General features: G+C 65.4%; 11 protein-coding genes and 1 pseudogene (1 of these 12 cut by a window edge). 4 read left to right on the plus strand and 8 right to left on the minus strand.

From position 1 onward, the window contains the following. Positions 1 to 11: 11 nt before the first annotated feature. On the minus strand, positions 12 to 2,234 hold the full coding sequence (locus tag C4S73_RS12810) for a TonB-dependent siderophore receptor (RefSeq protein WP_160115758.1): 2,223 nt from the start codon (positions 2,232 to 2,234) through the stop codon (positions 12 to 14). 198 nt (positions 2,235 to 2,432) lie between these two features. Here C4S73_RS12810 and C4S73_RS12815 point away from each other — a divergent pair, with 198 nt between their 5' ends. Beyond that, positions 2,433 to 3,431 (plus strand): helix-turn-helix transcriptional regulator, encoded by a 999-nt coding sequence (locus tag C4S73_RS12815; RefSeq protein ID WP_103872868.1) that lies wholly within the window; start codon positions 2,433 to 2,435, stop codon positions 3,429 to 3,431. 79 nt (positions 3,432 to 3,510) lie between these two features. Here the strand turns inward: C4S73_RS12815 and C4S73_RS12820 are convergent, their stop codons facing one another. After that, positions 3,511 to 4,479, minus strand: coding sequence for an FAD-dependent monooxygenase (locus tag C4S73_RS12820; protein ID WP_103872869.1), 969 nt, complete (start codon positions 4,477 to 4,479; stop codon positions 3,511 to 3,513). Between the two features lie 211 nt (positions 4,480 to 4,690). Between C4S73_RS12820 and C4S73_RS12825 the strand changes: the two genes are divergently transcribed. Continuing rightward, a complete protein-coding gene (locus C4S73_RS12825; protein ID WP_146071343.1) occupies positions 4,691 to 5,185 on the plus strand; it encodes a helix-turn-helix transcriptional regulator in 495 nt (164 codons plus the stop codon). Positions 5,186 to 5,263: 78 nt separating this feature from the next. On the opposite strand, the gene C4S73_RS12830 is transcribed toward C4S73_RS12825, so the two are convergent. The 4 genes from C4S73_RS12830 to C4S73_RS12855 form a co-directional block, all read right to left on the minus strand. Then, positions 5,264 to 5,695 carry a hypothetical protein gene (locus C4S73_RS12830; protein ID WP_103872871.1) on the minus strand — a complete coding sequence of 144 codons (432 nt, stop codon included), beginning with the start codon at positions 5,693 to 5,695 and terminating at the stop codon, positions 5,264 to 5,266. Positions 5,696 to 5,720: 25 nt separating this feature from the next. Further along, entirely contained in the window at positions 5,721 to 11,930 is a 6,210-nt protein-coding gene (locus tag C4S73_RS28905; protein ID WP_160115759.1) for an autotransporter domain-containing protein, read from the minus strand. Between the two features lie 191 nt (positions 11,931 to 12,121). Then, positions 12,122 to 13,282: a D-alanyl-D-alanine-carboxypeptidase/endopeptidase AmpH gene (gene ampH, locus C4S73_RS12850; RefSeq protein ID WP_103872874.1), complete on the minus strand. Its 1,161-nt coding sequence runs from the start codon at positions 13,280 to 13,282 to the stop codon at positions 12,122 to 12,124. Positions 13,283 to 13,331: 49 nt separating this feature from the next. Then, positions 13,332 to 14,168 carry an outer membrane protein gene (locus tag C4S73_RS12855; RefSeq protein WP_103872875.1) on the minus strand — a complete coding sequence of 279 codons (837 nt, stop codon included), beginning with the start codon at positions 14,166 to 14,168 and terminating at the stop codon, positions 13,332 to 13,334. A 356-nt stretch (positions 14,169 to 14,524) separates the two neighbouring features. Here C4S73_RS12855 and C4S73_RS12860 point away from each other — a divergent pair, with 356 nt between their 5' ends. Next, positions 14,525 to 15,187: a response regulator transcription factor gene (locus tag C4S73_RS12860; RefSeq protein ID WP_103872876.1), complete on the plus strand. Its 663-nt coding sequence runs from the start codon at positions 14,525 to 14,527 to the stop codon at positions 15,185 to 15,187. Positions 15,188 to 15,299: 112 nt separating this feature from the next. Beyond that, positions 15,300 to 17,003, plus strand: coding sequence for a sensor histidine kinase (locus tag C4S73_RS12865; RefSeq protein ID WP_160115760.1), 1,704 nt, complete (start codon positions 15,300 to 15,302; stop codon positions 17,001 to 17,003). 84 nt (positions 17,004 to 17,087) lie between these two features. Here the strand turns inward: C4S73_RS12865 and C4S73_RS12870 are convergent. Together C4S73_RS12870 and C4S73_RS12875 are read right to left on the minus strand one after the other, a co-directional pair. Further along, positions 17,088 to 17,359: pseudogene (locus C4S73_RS12870) on the minus strand (transposase); the annotation flags it as partial. A 62-nt stretch (positions 17,360 to 17,421) separates the two neighbouring features. Further along, positions 17,422 to 19,073: the 3' portion of an ATP-dependent helicase gene (locus tag C4S73_RS12875; RefSeq protein WP_103872878.1), read on the minus strand. 436 nt of this gene lie beyond the right edge of the window; 1,652 of the gene's 2,088 nt are visible here — the last part of the coding sequence; its start codon lies off the right edge, out of view; it ends in the stop codon at positions 17,422 to 17,424.

A 19,073-nucleotide genomic window follows, 5' to 3' on the forward strand; every position in this document is an offset into this window, starting at 1 on the left:
TTAGCCATCGCTCACCACCGATAGGTCAGGCTGGCGGTCACGGTCCGGCGCTGGCCGCCGAAGCAATAGCCGGCGTCGAGGCTGGTGCCGCCGCAGCTCGCGGCATAGGTCTTGTCGAGCAGGTTCTGGACATTGACCTTCAATTGCAGCCCCGCGAGCTGAGGCATCGAAGCGCCGAAATCATAGCGCAGTGCGGCATCGACCAGCGTCGCCGCCGGCGCCTCGAAATAATTCAGCGTGTTCAATGTATTGGACGGCGAGGCGCCGACATGGCGAACGCCGGCACCGAGGCCGAGACCGGTCAGCGGCCCGCTGCGGAAGGTGTAATCGAGCCATGCCGAGGCGCTATGGCGTGGCGAATTGGTCAGGCGCATGCCCAAGTCTCCGCCGTCGCTGCGCCTGATGCGGGCATCGAGATAGGTATAGGCGGCGATCAGGTTGAGCTCGGGCGTGATCTCGACCTTGGCCTCGGCCTCGACGCCGCGCGAGTGCGCCTCGCCGATCTGGATGTTGAAGTTGCCGCAGCCCCGTGCATTGCCGGTCGCGCCGCAGGTATGAGCGAGGTCGGGCGTAGTGCGGTTCTGCTCGGTGATGTCGAACGCGGCGAGCGTGAACAGGCCACGGAAGCCGGCCGGCTGGTACTTGAGGCCCGCCTCCCATTGCTGGCCGGTGCGCGGCTTGAAGGGCGCCCCGAAGAAATCGGTGCCGCTCGTCGGCTGGAAGGACTCGCTGTAGCTGACGTAAGGCGCCAGCCCGTTGTCGAAGAGATAGAGCAGCCCTGCCCGGCCGGTGGAGGCGTGGTCGGACTGGCGCGTGGTGACGCTGGTGTTGCGGTTCAGCGTATCGCTCTCGGCCCGGTCGAAGCGGCCGCCGAACAGGCCGATCAGTTTGCCCAGGCGAATCTGATCCTGGGCGTAAAAGCCGAATTGCTCGGAGATCTGCGAAGTGTTGGTCTGCGGCACGGCTGGGAACCGGATCGCGCCGGTGCCGTAGACCGGCGCGAACAGGTCGATCGGGCCGGCCATGCCGGTCGCCATCGAATTGGTGAAGTCGGAGCGCAGATAGTCGACACCCATCAGCAGCTTGTGCTTGAGCGGACCGGTATCGAAGTTGAGCTCGGCCTGATTGTCGAGCGAGAGGCCGTATCCCTCCGCCCGGCTCATCAGGGCATAGCGGTTGACCGTGCGCCGGTTGGCGGCCAGCGCCGAGAGCTGGACGGCGTCCCAGGAGAACTCGGAGCGGACATAGCGCAGGTTCTGCCGGATGGTCAGAACCTCGTTGAAGCGGTGCTCGAAGAGATAGGCGAGCGAAGCGTATTTTCGGTCGAAACGGTCGAAACTCGGCTCGCCGGCGTAGAAGCCCTTGGGGATGCGCCCAAGCGGGTTGCGCACGGCGGTGCCGATCGCCGGCAGCGCGTCATAGAAACCGATTTCAGGATCATGCTGGTAGCTGCCGAGCACGGTCAGGCGCGTGTCGGAGGTCGGCCGCCATGTGATCGACGGCGCGATGGCGAAGCGCCCCTCGCGGGTGTGATCGACCTGCGTTTCGCCGGTTACGCCCAGGCCGGTGACGCGGTAGGACCATTGCCCCTGCGGATCGACCGGGCCGCCGATGTCGAAGCCGGCAAGCGCCCGGCCATTGCTGTCGATACTGGCGGTGACCTCGCGCAGCTTCTCCGCTGTCGGTCGCTTGCTGACGAGGTTGAGTGCGCCCCCCGGCGTCGCCTGCCCGAACAGCACGGATGACGGCCCCTTCAGAACGTCGATGCGGTCCATCAGATAGAGATCGGGCGCAGGGGCGCCATAGGTGCCGATCGCAGGAATCTTGAGGCCGTCCCAATAGCCGTCGACGCCGTAGCCGCGGATCATGACGCTGCCGATTGCAGCGCCAAAATTGCCGGCTGCAACGCCACGCCATTCGGGCACCACGCCAGCTGTGTAGCGCAAGGCCTCACCAACCCCCCTTGCCCCTTGCGCCTCAATCTGGTCGCGGGTCACCACGCTGACCGATTGCGGCGTCTCGATGATCGGGGTGTCAGTCTTGGTTGCTGTCGCGCTGCGACTGGCAATATAGCCGCGCACCGGCGAGGTCGCCGTCTCGCCCTGCACGACGATCGCCGGCAGATCGATCGGCTCCGCCGTCTGGGCCTGGACTGGCCCGCTAGCGAAGGCCAGAGAGGCGATAGCGCCGAGCCAGCGGGTCAAGGCGGTTTCGGAAAGGAGCAGGTTTCGCATGATGTTTGGCTCTGTATCGTTCAGAGCGATAGAACACGGCGCTGCGCTCGCCTCCATGGCGGATGTATTTGCAAAAGCGACTATTGCTTCGTCAAAACTGTTCACTTTCAACTATTTTCAAACTGAGATGTAATCCTTGACAAATGGCACGTGCAAACCGCCATTGCAGTCATCAGGCACGAGCTTCGGGGAGCCCTTTTGCCGCAACAGTCCAACGCGATCCGCCGTTCGCTCGGCCACGCCGATCTAAAGATTCTGGCGAACGGCATCGGCGGCGAATTCCGCATCAGCGACAATCGCAAGCTGACACACGATCAGCTGCATCGCGGCCGGCTCGCCCATGCCGAGCTGGCGCCGGGTCTTTCCGTTCATACCGTCGACGTGCTCGATCTGGCCGATTTCTCCGCCGACATCGCGATGCCGCCCTCGATCAGCTTCTCCTTCGTGCTCGGCGGCGAGGTCTCGATGCTGGTCGGCGACGACGAGAAGGTCAGTATAGGCCCGGACGCCAACAACGGGCAGCCACAGGGCGCCTTCCTCGCCTTGCAGCGGCCGGAGCATTTCAAGCGCTTCGCCCGCCAGGGCTGCCATCTACGCGCGGCGATCGTCGTGCTGACGGCGGAGTGGCTCACCCGCTATGCGGAGGACGGGCTTGGCGCCTCGGCCGCCTATGCGCGGCTGTCGCAGCAACCTGTGAGCCATGGCGCCTGGTCGTTGACCGCGCGCCAGATCGCTCTCGCCGAGCAGATCCTGCGGCCGCCGCAATTCGAGCCGCTGCTCCATACCCTGTTCCTGACGAGCCGGGCGATCGAGGCGAGCGCCGAGGCGCTGCGTTCGATCGCCGGGATCAAGCCCAACGAGGCCTATTCACTGCGGCGGCGCGATCTCGATCGGCTGGAGGCGCTGAAGCACTTCATTGAATCCGACGAGGCGGTCGGCGTGCCCATCGACGAGATCGCCTCGCGCTTCGGGGTCAGCATCCGCAGCTTGCAGCGCGATTTCCGCCTAGCCTTCGGCACGACCATCTACAGTTACGTCAAGGACCTCAGGCTCAACCGAGCGCGCGACGCCTTACAGTATCACGGGGTGACGATCGCCGAAGCCGCCCACATCGCCGGCTATGCCAGCGCCGCCAATTTCTCGACGGCTTTCCGAAAAGTCTTCGGCGTCGCGCCCGGCAGGCTGAGATTGGATTGAGCGGTCAGCCCCAAGCGAACCCCGGCTTGACCCATATTCCTGTTGTGTCGACGTCGGCTCCACATTCGCAAACCTGTGCCTAGGCTTGGAGCAGCGCGATCTCCTTTTTGATCGCATTGAGAAAATAGCGCCCGAGCCAGCGCCGGGGCATGTAGCGCAGAACGACGTTGCGAAGCCGGAAGGCCATGCGCCCGTCCGGAATGAAGACCTTGGCCATATGACGGCTGCGCTGCTGCAGACGCGCGATCGCAGGCGAAAGCCGGCGACGGTGTTCCGCGAGTGCCTCGTCTATCGACCTCCTCGCCAGCTCCTGCGACAGCATCTCGGCCGAGGCCATCGCCATGCCGGCCCCTTGCCCGGAGATCAGGGTCAGGCAATGCGCGGCATCGCCGAGAAGGACGATCCTGCCCTTGTGCCAGGACGGCATCGCGATCATCGTCAGGCTGTCGACCTGCGGCGTCACGCTGGTCTCGCAGCTCTCGATCAGCTGCGTGACATGCGGGTGGCTCGCATTTGCGACACGCTTCAGCAGCGGCCAGCGTTCTTCGGGCCGTACCGGAGCATCGTCCGGATCGCGCCAGATCTGCAGGGCGGCGAGACCACCGCTGCGGAGCCCGTAATATTCGGCCATCTGGCCCGGTTCGGCATAGGAGAGGAAGCTCTCGCCAAGGCCGAGCGTATCCGCCAGCGGATAGGTCGCGAAGCGATAGCCGAGCGGCTCGTGAAAGGCGCTGTCGGGACCGAAATGGCGCTGCCTGATGCCCGATCGAAAGCCGTCGGCTCCGATCAGCAGATCGCCCCGCAGCACGGTTCCATCGATCAGCGTGACGCGCACGCCGGCTGCTGTCTCATCGACCTCGCATCCGTTCTCGCCGAAGCGGAGCGAAGCGGTCGCGGGCAGGGCTTCGTGCAGGATGCGAACGAGATCGGTGCGCAGCAAAGCGAGATAGGATAGGAAGGGTACGCAGCTCTCGATCCATGTCCTGCTCGACGCCGCCGGGCATGGCTGGGTCGCCGACGCAACGGGGGCTCCGCTCGGCGAACCCATCGCCTATCGGCCGGGCCTGACCTATCTCTGCTTCTTCGAGCGCGAGGTCGCTGGCACATATCAGGTTCCCGCAGGAGCGCGCTTCAAGCTCGTCGAACTGCGGCTACAGTTCGATTTCCTGCAGAAGCTCGGTGTGCTCGCCAAATGCCGCGAGCTCGCTGAGAACCACCCGCTCTGCAGGGCGGCGGGAGAGCAATACTGGATCGGCTTGATGCTGACGCGTCCTGCGGTCCAACGCGCGGCAGCGCAATTGCTCGACCTGGTCCTCGGCGACCAGGCCAGCGATCTTGCGATCGAAGCTCATGCGCTGGACGTGCTTTCGCAGGTGCTGCCAGTCCTGGGCAGTGGCGCTGCGGAGACCGCACATGCGCCGCGCGATGTCTCGCGCCTGCTGGCGGCGCGCGATCTCTTGCTGGCGGATCTGGACCACGCCTGGACCATCCGCGAATTGTCGCTCAAGGTCGGCCTCAACGAGAAGAAGCTGAAGGCCGGCTTTCGCGATCAGTTCGGCTCGCCGATCTACGCCTTCCTGCAGCGCGCCCGCCTCGACTGCGCCCGCGCGCTGATCGAAAGCAGGAACGTCAGCGTGACAGAGGCAGCACTTCAGGTCGGCTATACCAATCCGAGCCATTTCGCCCGGTTGTTCCGGCGCGAGTTCGGGATCGTACCGAGCTCGGTGCACGGCAAGGGCAGCCCGGAAATCTGAACTCGGACGCTTCGGCGGACTTTTCTTCGCCTGTCCGCCACAATTCGATTGGCTCCGCTTTGAAACAGCCTCTAGCGGTTATCGCGCGAAGAGCTCGCTGCAGCGGGAGAACGAGAAGCCGGTGCCGGCGGTGTCCCGGCTGATGCGGATCGACTCGATGATGTCCTGGTTATCCGCCGTGATCTGCATCTCGCAGAAATAGTTGAGCTGCTGTGGCGGCTGGTAATTGACGATCGCACCGCGCATCGGCCTGCCATCATAGGCCGGACTGACGGTTTGACGGGCCTGAAGCTGACCCGGCCGCGTGATCGTCGCGTCGCCGCCTCGCCAGGTATGGATCATGCCGCCACCCTCGCGAGGGAAGCTGTCGCGCGGCGGTCCATTGGCGACGAAGAACGCATCGGCGCGCTGGCCGACCCATTCGCTTCTGACCAGCTTGGCCGCCTCCTGCGAGCTCTGGCAGGCCGTGAGCGTCACGGCTGCAAAGACGATACCGATCAGCTTTCCCACTATGGTCTCTCGACGCAACATCATTTCAGAACCTCAATCCGAGCCTGGCGTTGAAGCTGTGATCGGTGGCGCGCTGCGCGAGCTGGCCGTCATAGGCGAGCGCGAACTCCGCGCCCGGCGCGAGCTTCAGCGCGAAGCCGGCGCCGACGACGAGCGCGTCGCGGGCGATCGGGACACCGGCGATCGAGAACGGCGCGCCGCCCGCGAAGGTTTGCAGCGAGAGCGGGGTAATGTCGCCGGCGGCGCGGCGCCAACCAAGCGTGGTGTCGAATGCCACAGGCAGGCTGCCGAGGTTGAAGCTGGTCTGCGTGCGCAGGCCGAGGGTGGCGAAGGCGACCGCGGTGGTCTGCGCATTGGCCGAAAGCGCGGCGACGCCGCCCGTCTCGGCGAAGCGATCGCTGTGCAGGTTGATATAGGCGAGATTGGCGAAGGGCTCGAACGCGGTCGGGCCGAGGTCGAAGCGATAGGCGAGCTCGCCGAAGGCCTGGATGCTGCGAGCCCTGGAATCGGACTTGAGCTCCTCGCCGAAGCCCGGGAAGGAGACGGTGCGGCGGGTCGAGAGGTCGTGCCAGGCATAAGTCAGGCCGCCGCTTAGACGGAAGCTGTCAAAACGGGCGCCGCCATAGAGGCCGGCATGGTAGGTGTCCGCTTCGCCGTGGGAGCGGCGTTTGGCCACGTCGAAGGTCGAGCGCGAGTAGCCGGCAGTGATGCCGATCCGGGCATCCTGCGCCGCGGCGATGTCGCCGCCGGCAACAAGGCCATTGTTCGAGCGGGTGAGTGAGGCAGCATTGCCATCGCCGCGCGTCTGGCCCCAGGAGCCGAAGCCACGGGCCCAGAGCGCGAAGCTCTCCACTGGGGCGGCCGAGACGGCCCCGTTGCCCGAGGCATAGGCCAGCGTCGCGATCTGCGGCGCGCCGATCCCGTCGAAGGCGGCGCGAATCCGGTCGGAGACGGCGCTGCGCACGGCCTGGCTGCCCTCGATCAACGCGGTCTTGGCCGAAGCGTGGATTTCGCCGGACAGGCTGTCAAAAGCGCGCTGGGCCTCGCCTTCGTCGCGCAATTGCGTGATCGCGTGCCAGAGCTCGTTTCTGTCACCGAGGCTCGCCAGGCCGAGGCCCGTTTGCGCCTGATTGCGCGTCTGCGCGAGCGATGCGAACTGCAGGTCATTGCGCAGCAGGGTCAGCGTGACGCTGATCGCGTCGTAGTCCAACGACGGATCGAGGAAGAGATAGCGCGAGCTGACATCGTCGAAGCGGCCCTGCACGCCCTGGTCGGCGGTCAGGATCGTATAGCGCTGGTTCGCCCGGTAATTGCCGTCCTCGCCGATCTGGACCACAGAACCGCCGGAGAGGCGAGCCTTGCCGCTGGCGCGGATCAGGTCGCTCGCGGTTCCCGTCGGGCTGACCTCGACCTCATAGATCGCGCCAGGCTGGAAGGTGATGTCGCCGGCGACGCTGAGCGTGCCGATCGAATTGCCAGGCGCGATCGTCGCGCCGGCGCGGAGCATGCTCGACCCGACGGTGCCACTTCCTTGCAGCCGGGCGCCCGGCAGGACAGCGAGTCCACCGCCGAGCGCACCGTTGACGACCAGCGCGCCCGCCGAAACCGTGGTAGCGCCGGCAAAGCCGGAGCTGTCGCCGGTCAGTTCGAGCCCCCCGCTGCCGGCCTTGGTGAACCGGCCGGTTCCGGAGAACACGCCCGCAAGGCCGGCATCGCGCTGCTGGTTGAAGACGACCGCCCCATCATTGGCGATGTTGCCGGAGATCGAAGCGGCGTCACCGACGAGCGTGCCGGCCGCGACGATGGTGTTGCGATAGGAGTTCGCGCCGCTCAGCGTCAGCGTACCGGCGCCGGCCTTGATCAGGTCGCCAACCCCGTAGACGCCGCCTGATAGCGTCGTGTCATGGCCGTTGGTGTCGAGCGTGCCCGGGCCGGCCATCAGGACGGTGCGATTCGTGTTGAACGAGGCGCCGAAGCGCAGCGTGCCACCGAGGAAGCTGATCGCGCCGCTGCTGGCGCCGAGATTGGCATCGACCGAGACCTGGAGCGTGCCGGCCTGGATCAGCGTGCCGCCGGAATAGGTGTTGGTGCCGGTCAGGATGGTCGTGCCGGAGCCCGATTGCACGACGACGCCGCTGCCGGCGATGGTACCGGAGAATGTATAGTCGTTCGCGCGCTTGAAGCTCAGGGCAGCGTTGTTGACGACGTTGCCGGCGAGCTCGCCGGTGGTACCGCCATTGCCGATCTGCAGCATGCCGGCCGCGATCGTCGTGCCGCCGGTATGGCTGGCGTTGCCGGTCAGGACGAGTGTGCCCCAGCCTTCCTTGACGAGCTGGTCGCCGAAAATCGGCCCGCCGACAGTGTAGGTGGTTCCGATCCAGGTCTCGATCGTGCCGGCTCCCTGAAGGGCAATCGGCCGATTGCTCGTCATGTCCGCCAGCGTCGCGAGCTTCGCGCCGGAGATCAGCACCGGGGCGCCCGCGTCACCGAGATTGGCGTCGGCGACGATGGCGAGCGTTCCGCCGGCGATGCTGGTTCCACCGCTATGGCTGTTGGTGCCGGTCAGCAGCAGCATGCCGCTCCCTGCCTTGATCAGCATGGCGCCAGGACCGGTGATCTGCCCGGCGAAGAGGCTGTCCTCCACCTGGTCGACCGTGAGGTCTCCGTCCGTGCCGAGCGCGACCTCGCCCCCCGTGCCGGCGAGCAGGCTCATCGACAGCGGGAAGCCGTTGAGATCGAGCCTGCCACCGGTCAGGACATAGCCGGTGTCGTTCGGCAGCGCGTCGGCGCTGTCGGCCCGGATCGTGCCGGCACCGATCAGTGTCCCGCCCGCCCAGCTGCCGGTGCCGGAGAGGGCAAGCGTGCCATCACCCCATTTAATGAGCCCGCCGGGACCGCTCACAGCGCCGCTCAGGGACAGCGTCGTGCCAGCCGCAGCCTCGATCGCTCCGGTGTCGCGCAAAGTGACGGCGCGGGCCGTGGCGATGTCGGCTGTGCTGTGCAACGCGCCGTCGTCGAGCGTCACGCCGCCGCTCGCGGCGCCGAGATTAGCATCGGCGGAGATCTGCAGGGTTCCCCCCGAGATGACGGTGCCGCCGCTGTAGTTATTGGTGCCGCCGAGGATCAACCTGCCGTCGCCGCCCTTATCGAGCCCGTCCGTGCCTGTGATCGTCACGTCGATCGTCGCCGTCTCGTCGGCGAGGACACGGATCTCTGGCATGGTGACGACGAAGCCGCCATTGTTGTAGCCGTGCAGGTTGATGGCGCCGCCGCCGGCGCTGCCGACCAGCGTGTAGTCGCCGCCGGCGAATTGCAGCCCGACCACATTCTGCGGGCCCTCGACCGTGACCGTGCCGCCGGGCCCGCGGAAGACGCCATAGGCGCCGCCCCATTGCGTCGGTGTCGCGCCGCCGATGTCGAACCAGTTCGGGTTGCCGGCATTCCAGCCGCCGTTCGCGCCGCCGGCCGGCGTCGTGCCCCAGAGCTGCAGGATGTTGAGCCCGTTCGGGGAGACCAGCAGGTCAACATTGCCATGCTGCGAGACGGAGAGCGAATAGTCATAGGCCACCGGGGTGGTGATCGGCGTCATACCGATATTGAGCCCGGACCCGCCCAGGCCGAGGGTGTAAGTGAAAATGCGATGGTAGCCGATATTAGGCTGGATTCCGCCCGACAGATCGAGAGTGCCGCCGTTGAGGTGAAGGCTGCCGTTGACCTGCGTCGTCGCCGAATCGAGCCCGGGCGTGTCGGCGCTCGCCATCCGGTAGGCGTAGTGGCTGCCGAAGTTCAGCGCCAGCGTGCCGTTGACGATCAGCGCCGGCCCGTCGGACGGCCGCAGCGTGCCGCCGCTGGTGGCGGTAAGATTGCCGTTCACCGTGAACGAGGTCTCGCCCGACGGCGCCAGCGTCCCGCCGGCATTGATCGTGGTGGCGCCGATCGCGCCTTCGCCCTCCACCCGGCCGCCATTGTCGACCGCCACCGTGCCGCCGAGCCTCGCGCTGCCCGCCATGCGCAACGTACTGCCAGCGACCGTCGTCGCGCCCGAAAACGCGGAGCTGTCGGCGGTCAGGATCGTCGTGCCCGACAAGACGCCGATCGTCCCGGCGCCGGAGATCAAGTTAGAGAAGGTATAGTCGCTGGTCGTATGATTGAAGACCAGCGAGCCCGCGCCGAGGCCGAACTGAATATTGCCCTCGAGCGTGCCTGCCTCGGTCGCCGCCTGCCCCGCCGCCGCGCCGATAATGACCGTGCCCGAGCTGCCGGCGTTCTTCGCAACGTCGATCCGCTTGCCGCGCCCGGGCCCCGCCTTGCCGCCATCGGAGACGATCAGTGTGCCGCTGCCGGCCGCGCCGACCGAGAAGCTGGTCGCGGTCAGGACCGATCCAGCGCCGGTAACACTGGCCGTGCCGATGGCGCCGCTGCCCGCCCCGATCGTGAGACTGCTGGACTGCACCGTTCCGCCGGCAATCGCGAGATCGCCCTGGCTTGTGTTGCCGACAGAGAGGGAGGTGCCCGTCAGGAGCGAACCGGCGCCGTTCACCGCGATGCTGCCCTGACCGCTGGCTTCGATGCCGAGAACGATGTCGCGGGCCTTGACCACACCGCCGGCCCCGATGGCGAGTTTGCCCTGGCCGTCCCGCCCGACGACGAGCTGGTTGTCGATGGTCAGGGCCGCGCCGGCCTGGTTGACCTCGACCGCAGCCGTTTTGCCCTGGATGGTGCCGATAGTGGCATTGCGAACGCGGAGCGTCGCATTCGCCGCAAAGGACAGCGTCCCTTCCCCAACGCTCAGGTCGCCGCCGAACGAGGTCCCCCCGGTCAGCGTCCAGGTGCTGAGGCCGCTCTTCTCAAACCGGTTGAAGCCCTGGTATTGGCGTATGCCCGACAGATCGAAGATGGCAGCGTCGGTGCCGCCGAGGATCAGCCTGGCATCCGTGCCGGCGAGAACATCGCCTTGAATTATGTAACCACTGCGCAACTCGAGACTGTTGCCGGGGCCGCTAAGCACGATAGCGGGGGCCTGCGGCCCTCCTGAGCCGCCACGTCCACCGACGATACTGCCCGCGGTCACTATCGCCGCCGAGCCATTGATGACCCTGATGCCTGCACCGCCTGCGCCATTGGTGCCGCCTTCGCCATTGCTCGAGCGCGAACCTCCGTCGCCGCCCGTTACGCGGCTATCAGATGCGATCGTGATGGTGGTGCTGCCGCCGCTTGTTGCGTCGACCTCGATGCCGGAACCGCCGTGGCCGCCGCTTCCGGCATTTCCTGCGTCGCCGTCTGACGCCTCCTGCAGAATATAGCCCCAGCCGTATCTCGACCCGCGAGGCCCACCAAATCCAAGATATCCGCCATTGCCCCCGTTACCACCTCGAACGGTTGTTCTAGAAAGGTCGAGCTGACGTCCATACATCGATAAGAGCCCAGCGCCACCGGAGCCGCCATTGCCGCCGGTGCCGCCGTGCCCCCCGTTAGCCGGTTCGAACCAAGGAATTTCGATACACATCGACCGGTTGCACATCTGCGTGACGGAGCCGCCGGAACCCGAACCGCCGTCGCCGCCATTGCCTCCTAGACCGCCATTACCGCCTTGCAGAGTCGCGTTGGTGACCGCCACAGCGAGGCTAAACGGCAAGCTAGTTTCCGGCCCAGTCAGAGCCAGCCCAGCGCCGCCGCCACCGCCGCCACCACCCCCGCCTCCGCCGGCGCCGTTATGCCCGATGAAAGGATCGCGGTAGGAATTGCCTCCAGCCCCTCCAGTTCCACCGTCGCCGCCATTGCCGCCGATCAGACTGACCGTCTGGCCCGCCGTCAGCCACGGCCCCAGGAAGACGAGGCCGGCCGCTCCGCCGCCGCCGCCGCCGCCGCTGCCGCCATCATGCGCTGGTGCGCCAGCTGCGCCATGGTGAGGAGAGCCCCCGGCCGAGGCGGATTGCCCGATATGCCCCAGATACCCGGGCGGGATGGATGGGAGGATGGATGTGCCGCTGCTGATGTTTCCGCCCTCGCCGCCGCCATGGCCGCGCACGCCGCTACCGCCCTTGCCGCCAAGGGATCCGCCCCCCGATTTGGCATTGGCGCCGCCACCGCCACCGCCGCCGCCACCGGTATACTCGCGGCCGGCGCTGCCTGCCTGGCCAGCGGTCGGGCGACTGATGCCATGCGCGCCACCAGCCCCTCCCTCCCCGCTGACCTGTCCCCAGGCGGACGAGGCCAGCACGAGTGGCGCGCACAAAGCAACCGGGCCTGCCACTGCGAGCAGAACGGGCAAAATCGCCGTCGACGACCTGAACCTGTGCGCCGACCGCTTTGCGCTCGATGATGAGAGGGACAGTCGGGGAAGCGGCTTCGACGGCGAGGCCGCGACGCTCGGACGTACGGCAACGGCAGGCGTCGCATGCATTGTTGATACATCTCGTTCGATTTTCATGGCGCGGCCGGTGCCAATTCCGCCGCGAGCTCGCGCACGGCGGTCCGCAGCCCCTCGAACATGGCGAAATCGACCTTAGTCGCGACGACGAAGATGCCGAGCCTGCGATTGGGCGAAAGCACGACATAGCTCATGAAGCCGCCGAGTCCGCCGCTCTTGCCGAGCAGGAACGGCACCTTGTCCTTGGGCCGGCTGACAATCCAGCCCAGCCCCATCCCTTCCGAATCCGTGGCCTCGACGCCGACCAGGCGGGAGAGCCCGTCATGCGGCCGCCAGAGCGCGTGCGCGAGCGCTCGCGCCGGTCGACCCGCGGCATCGTCGGCGAGGTGCCAGCGCATCCAGCGCACCATGTCCTCGGCCGTGGTGTAGATGCCGGCGCTGGCCTGCATCACCTCGCCGGCTTCCCAGTTCGGATCGGGTTTACCGAATGGGTCGAGCCCGGTCAGAAGCCGGGGCTTCTGTGCCTCGGTCAGGCGCAGGGCCGTGTCGGCCATGCCGAGCGGCGCGGTGATCTTTTCACGCACCAGTTCGGCGAAGGGCTTGCCGCCGGCCTTGCCGAGCGACTCGCCGAGCAGGCCGAAGCCGACATTCGAGTAGATCGCCGTGGTGCCCGGCCGGTAGGCGGGACGATGGCTGGCTATCCAATCCCAGTAATGGGAGGCCTTGTAACCCGCGAACGGGTTTTTCTCTCCGGGTAGCGTCTCGGGGTCGGCCAATTCGCGCGGTAGCCCGGCCGAATGGGTCGCCAGGTCGAGCAGGGTAATCGGCCTATCGTCGTAAGCCTGCGGGACCTTGCCAGACGGGGCATAGCGGGCGAGCGGGGCGTCGAGCGAGAGCTGTCCGGCCGCAGCCATCGCGGCGAGCACATCGGTCGCGAACACCTTCGAGACCGAACCGACACGGACGATCGAGGCGCCATCCGGTTCCTTGCCGCTGCCCGGCGCCGTCTCGCCATAACCCTCGATGAAACTGTCCTCCCCATGGACGACGGCGAGGATCAGCCCCGGCGCGCGGGCATTCAGGAACATCGCGGCGCCCGACATCGCGGCCGCCTCTCGCAGCGCAAGGTCCTCGGCGCCGGCCTGGCATGGCACGCAAAGCGGCATGACGAGGGCGAGGCCCGCGGCAAGGATTTGACGGATTCGGGGCTTGACCATGGCCGATGGCAGACCTTTCGGCAGTTTCGGGGCGGGCGGCGGAGGGCCGTCAGAACGTCGTGAACTTCCAGTTCAGGCCGGCGCGCATGATGCTGCCATTCGTCCTGCCGCGGACATTGGCACCACGAAAATCGTCGGTCGGATCGGTCGCGTAGCCGGATACGGCATAGCGGCTGCGACCGAGATCGTAATAGAGGTACTCGGCCTTGATGGTCAGGTTGTCGGTGAGCGCGTGCTCGATGCCGCCGCCAACGGTCCAGCCCAGGCTGTTGCGGTTGCGGGCGCCGCTCCAGACGCCGGCGTAGAAGTCGCCGTCCTGAACGCCGACGGCGCTGATCGTGGCGCGGCTGCTGGTGCGCTCGAAGGCGAGACCGCCGGTGGCATAGTAAAGGGTGCGGTCCGCGGCGAAGCCGACGCGGCCACGCAAGGTGCCGAGCCAATCGATGCTCGACTGGGCGGTCGTCGCGACCGTCACCGCGTCATCGCCATCCGCTGTGAAGGCGAGATGGCCCGAGCGCTGGCGCGCGCGGAGATACTGCAGGTCCGCTTCGACGCCGAGGACGATCTGGCCGAGCTGTCGATTATAGCCGAGCTGAGCGCCGCCGATGAAGCCCCCTTTGCTGCGTCCAAGCTGCCCGGGAACGATGCCTGAGGCATTGAACTGGGCGATGTCGACGTCGTCGGCGCCGCCGAAGAGATAGCCGAAGCGCGAGCGGCTCTCGTTCCAGGAATAACCGGCGTTGGCGCCGACATAGAAGCCCGTCCAGGTGAAGGCCGGCGCCAGCGGTGGTGGGGCGACAGCGTTTCGGGTCGGCAAATCGGCCGAAAGGGCCGGGCTTCCCAGGAAAATCACAGCTGCAGGCAGCAAGGAGAGGAGGCGCTTCATGACTGGCCGGAAACCTGTGGGGAACGCAGATAGCCGAAATGTCGCATAAGTGCCGGATCCGAAGAATCCCTGAAAGCAGGTAGCCTATCGCTAGATGGTTCTTTCTAATTAAGCCGTTGTTAATAGTTCCTCTCGGCTGAAGCTGTATTGAGATGCTCGTATCAACGCTCAACTCTTGTCTGGCTATCGAGTTTCGGTTGCGCTGGGTCACTCGGCAGATTTGTTGACAGGAATCCAGGGTAGCGTTAGCCAAGGTCTGCATCGCTGCATTTCGACTGCCGTTCAAGGCCATGGATCAGGATCAAACTCGGCCGCTGCCTCAGAGGAATGCGTGGGATCTGTCCGCTCCGGGGACAATGCCGCCGCTTGAGGCTGTGCTTGTCGTCGAGGATGACAAGGCGATGCAAGCCAGGCTCTCCACGATCCTGACAAGGCTCGGCTGCGCTTATGAGGCGTTGCATTTTGCCGGTTGCCTCGTCAGCGCCCGCGCATGCTTGGCAGCAAGGCGATTCTCGATGGTGCTGGTCGATGTTGGATTGCCCGATGGCAGTGGCATCGATCTGGTCAAGGACTGCCGTGCCGCAAACGCTGCGGCGCCGGTACTCGTCATCACGGCCTGGCGGCAGGAGCGGGTCGTCCTCGCAGCGCTGCAAGCCGGCGCCGACGGCTATCTCCTGAAGGAGCGCGACGATATCGAGGTCGCGCTGTCGATTCGCAGCTGTCTCGTTGGCGGCGCACCTATCGACCCCTTCGTGGCCAGACGCATTCTCGAGCTCGCAGCGCCCGCGGCTGCGTCCGCCGCATTGTTGTCGGCGCCGCACGCTCCGCAATTGACATCGCGCGAGACCGAAATCCTCGGCCTGGTCGCGAAAGGACTGACCAATCGTGAGATTGCCGAGGTTCTGGCGCTGTCGAAACTCACCGTCGAAGTCCACGTCAAGAACATCTATCGCAAGCTCGCCGTCGGCTCGCGGACCGAGGCCGTTTTCGAGGCCCGCGGCCATGGCCTGCTGTCTTAGGCCTGTCCTTCTAGTCATCGTCACCGCATGGCTGATGCTCGCGGTCTCTGCCGCTCGCAGCGAGACGTTGTCGATCGGAAAAGGCGAGGCCGCCCGCTCGCAATGGACACAAATGACTCCCCCGGCCGAGGGTTGGACCAGCGTTGCCCTTCCCGACGACTGGAGCAAGCGCTGGTCCGACTTCAGCGGCGTTGTCTGGTATCGCCTGCGCTTTTCCGTCGATGAGCCAGACCGTCCCCGCGACGTGATGTTCGACTACTGGACCCTCGCCGGCGCCGTCTGGCTGAACGGGGCGCTCCTACATCGTGATGCGAGCCTGGTCGAACCCTTGTCGCGTTCCTGGAATGTGACACGGCTGTTCACCCTGTCTGCGCCGCTCCTGCGCAAGGGGGAGAACGAGCTCCTGATCCGCGTCTCCGGCCTTGCCGGGCAACAGCCCGGCCTGGGCTCCGTCACGCTGGGCGCCGAGGGCGAGTTGAGAGCGCAGTTCTCACGAATCATCCTGCTGCGCCACGGCGTCCCAATGTTCGGGTTGGCGTTGTCAGCCATGCTCGGCCTTTTCTTTTTTGTCGTCTGGGCGATGCGTCGCTCCGAGACGGCCTATGGCTGGTTCGCGCTCTTCGCTCTCGCGTGGTCCGCCTACCTGCTCAACCAGCTTGTCGAAAGCCCTTGGCCGTTTGCGACGAGCGGCCAATGGGCGCGCGGCACGATTCTGGCCTTCACGCTGGCCTGCACGGCGTTCTTCATTTTCATGTTCCGCTTCGCCGAGCGCCGCTTCCCCAGATGGGAAGCGCTCATCTGGTCGTATTTCCTGCTCTCCTCCGCGATTCTCATCTTCATCCCGGAAGAGCGCCTCGAAGCGGCGCGAATCATCTTGTCGATCTCCTTCGTCTTTCTCTTCCTGGCGATTTCGGCACTCTTCCTAGCTTTGACCTGGCGTAGCCGCCGCCTCGATTATATCGGCTTGAATCTCTGCAACATTGTCGTTCTCGCCATCGGCGTTCATGATCTCAGCCTGTTCTCAGGCCTCATTCCCGGCACCATGTATGTCAGCGGCTTCGCCTCGCCGCTGCGGGCGATCTGCATGGCGGTGGTGCTGGCCTGGCATTTCGTCGGCAGCTTGTCGCGGGTCGAGCGCTTCAACGCCGATCTGGTCGCGAAGGTCGCAGTTGCCCGGCAGGAACTGGCGCAAACCTTGGGCCAGCAGCATGAGCTCGCGCTCGCGGCGACCCGGATGGAGGAGAGGGCCCAACTGACGCACAATCTGCACGACGGGCTGGGCGGCGCGCTCGTCAGCAATATCGCCCTGCTCGAACACGACCCAGCCAGGCTGGCGCCGGAGCGCTTCCTCGCCATGCTGAAGGAATTACGCGACGAACTGCGTCTCGTGATCGACGTATCCTCGGGCGAAAGCGGAGAGCAGCGGACTATCGTCGAGGTTCTGGCGCCGTTGCGAAGGCGTTACGGCCTCCTATTCGAAAGCTGCGATATCAGCTGCAGATGGGCTATCGACGAGCTGGAGGATCGGACGCTCAGTTCCCGCCAAAGCCTCGATCTCACGCGATTCGTCCAAGAAGGCCTGACCAACGTGATCAAGCATAGTCGCGCTACGATCGTCGATGTTTCCGCGCGTGGCGAGGGTGGACGGCTTTGCTTGACCATCGCAGATAATGGTCGCGGTTTTGTTGCTGCCGGCACTGAGATGAAAGGAGCCGGCTTGGATAGTCTTCAAGCGCGGGCCAAGCGCCTTGGAGGCAAGCTCACTGCTCGCTCGGATCCAGCTGGAACGCATCTGCAGCTGGTGATTCCAGTATAATGTCGGACAAGCGCATGGCTCTCACGCAGATATTTGCTCGTGTATACCGACGTTAGGGGGCCGCAGGATTGAAGATAGGTCGTCTCATGCGGGCCTGAACTGCGGTCCGTTCGACAGGAGCTTTGCGAGCTTCGTGAGGTTCCGGACTGCGCAGCAGGCTGGAACTCGTCTCTGGCGCCATTGGGTCCGCGTAGTCGCAACCGGTCGAGCCGCAGGATCCGCTTGAGATGGGCGAAGAGCATCTCGACCTTCTTCCGCTCGCGCCGCGATGTGGCATAGGCATCGGCCTCGGCGATATCCCTGGCCATGTCGCGGGCGCCCTCGTGGATCGAGCGCAGGATTTTGCGCGCCGGCGTATCCAGCCAGGCGAGGTTCTCGGCCGAGCCATAGCCGTTGTCAGCGGCCGATCTGGTCGCCCTCAGCGCCACATGCTCCGCATGCGCGCGGCGACATCGAGCCGCACCGAATTGCTGGATGTGCGCACCTGGCCACCGGCCGCGTTGGCGATGGGCCACGCTATCTGCTCGAAATGAGGAAGGAGATGGCTCGGGATGAAGCGGGTTCGAGATGCATAGACATGACGGTCGCCTCGCGCCGCTTGCCCGTGCGTGAAAAACCGCTGCGGGATGATCAGTTGAAGATCATCCTTCGCCCTGGTCATGGCCACATAAAGCAGCCGCCGCTCTTCCTCGATCCCGTCTGTTTCCCCGACCGCAAGATCGATCGGAATACAGCCGTCGACGACATTGAGCACGAAGACCGATTTCCACTCCTGTCCCTTGGCGGAATGGATGGTCGACAGGATCAAATAATCTTCATCGAGATGGGGTGGTCCTGCTTCATCGCTGGTCGCGTCTGGTGGGTCCAGCGTAAGCTCGGTCAGGAAGCGCTCCCGCGATGGATAGCCTGACGCGATCTGTTCAAGCTGCACCAGATCGGCCCGGCGCGTCGAGAAGTCCTCATGGATTCTCTCAAGATGCGGCTCGTACCAAAGCCGCGCCCGCTCCATCTCGGCAGGCCAGCCGAGGCTGCCCTGACGCAAGACGCCGACTGCTCTGGTGAAATCATCCCAGTCGTCGCCGGCACGGGGCGGCGGCGGCGCGTCGGATAAGGCTCCGATAACGTCGGTGGCGGCGCCGATATGATCAAGCACACGTTGCGCGGAGGTTGGCCCGACGCCAGGGAGCAACTGCAGCAATCGAAAACCCGCGACACGATCTCTGGGGTTCTCGACGAAACGCAGCAGGGCAAGCACGTCCTTGACGTGGGCAGCGTCCAGAAATTTCAGCCCGCCAAATTTCTTGAAGGGAATATTGCGCCGCGTGAGCTCGATTTCGAGCGGACCGCTATGGTGTGAGGCGCGAAACAGCACCGCCTGCTGCTTCAGCGTCGAGCCGCCCTCGCGATTTTCAAGCACCCGTTCGGCTATGAAGCGCGCCTGATCGGCTTCGTCGCGCACATTCACAAGCTGAGGTTTGGCCGCGGATTCCCGCTCGGTCCAGAGGTTCTTCGTGAACCGCTCGCGCGCCAGTTCGATCACCCCATTGGCGGCCGTGAGGATTGGCTGAGTGGAGCGGTAATTGCGATCGAGCGTGATGATCTCGGCGGGCGGGCTGAAGGTCTGAGGAAAATCAAGGATGTTCCGGATCTCGGCCGCGCGAAAGGAATAGATCGACTGAGCGTCGTCGCCAACCACTGTCAGGCCGCGCCCATCAGGCTTCAGAGCGACAAGGATCGAGGACTGGAGCCGGTTGGTATCCTGATATTCATCGACGAAGAGATGGTCGAAACGCCCCCCGATGTCGGCAGCGATATCCGGGTCGCTCACAGCCTGCGCCCAGCACAGCAGCAGGTCGTCGTAATCGAGGACATTCTGCGCCTGCTTGGCCTCGACATAGGCGGCAAACAGCTCTTTCAGCTCAGCAGCCCAGGCCACGCACCATGGGAAGGACGCTCCAAGCACGGTTTCGATCGGTTGCTCCGCATTCACGCAGCGAGAATAGATCGCCAGGCAGGTGCCCTTCTTCGGAAAGCGCTCTTCGGTCTTCGAAAAGCCGAGGTCGTGCCGCA

Source organism: Allobosea lathyri (genome assembly GCF_900108245.1).
Classification (GTDB): domain Bacteria; phylum Pseudomonadota; class Alphaproteobacteria; order Rhizobiales; family Beijerinckiaceae; genus Allobosea; species Allobosea lathyri.

What these genes read in the sequence shown, in the direction of transcription:
- C4S73_RS12860 (WP_103872876.1), top strand. Translation starts at nt 14,525, where the DNA reads ATGCCGCCGCTTGAGGCTGTGCTTGTCGTCGAGGATGACAAGGCGATG.
- C4S73_RS12820 (WP_103872869.1), bottom strand. Translation starts at nt 4,479, where the DNA reads ATGGGTTCGCCGAGCGGAGCCCCCGTTGCGTCGGCGACCCAGCCATGC.
- C4S73_RS12825 (WP_146071343.1), top strand. Translation starts at nt 4,691, where the DNA reads ATGCTGACGCGTCCTGCGGTCCAACGCGCGGCAGCGCAATTGCTCGAC.
- C4S73_RS12865 (WP_160115760.1), top strand. Translation starts at nt 15,300, where the DNA reads ATGACTCCCCCGGCCGAGGGTTGGACCAGCGTTGCCCTTCCCGACGAC.
- ampH (WP_103872874.1), bottom strand. Translation starts at nt 13,282, where the DNA reads ATGGTCAAGCCCCGAATCCGTCAAATCCTTGCCGCGGGCCTCGCCCTC.
- C4S73_RS12810 (WP_160115758.1), bottom strand. Translation starts at nt 2,234, where the DNA reads ATGCGAAACCTGCTCCTTTCCGAAACCGCCTTGACCCGCTGGCTCGGC.
- C4S73_RS12855 (WP_103872875.1), bottom strand. Translation starts at nt 14,168, where the DNA reads ATGAAGCGCCTCCTCTCCTTGCTGCCTGCAGCTGTGATTTTCCTGGGA.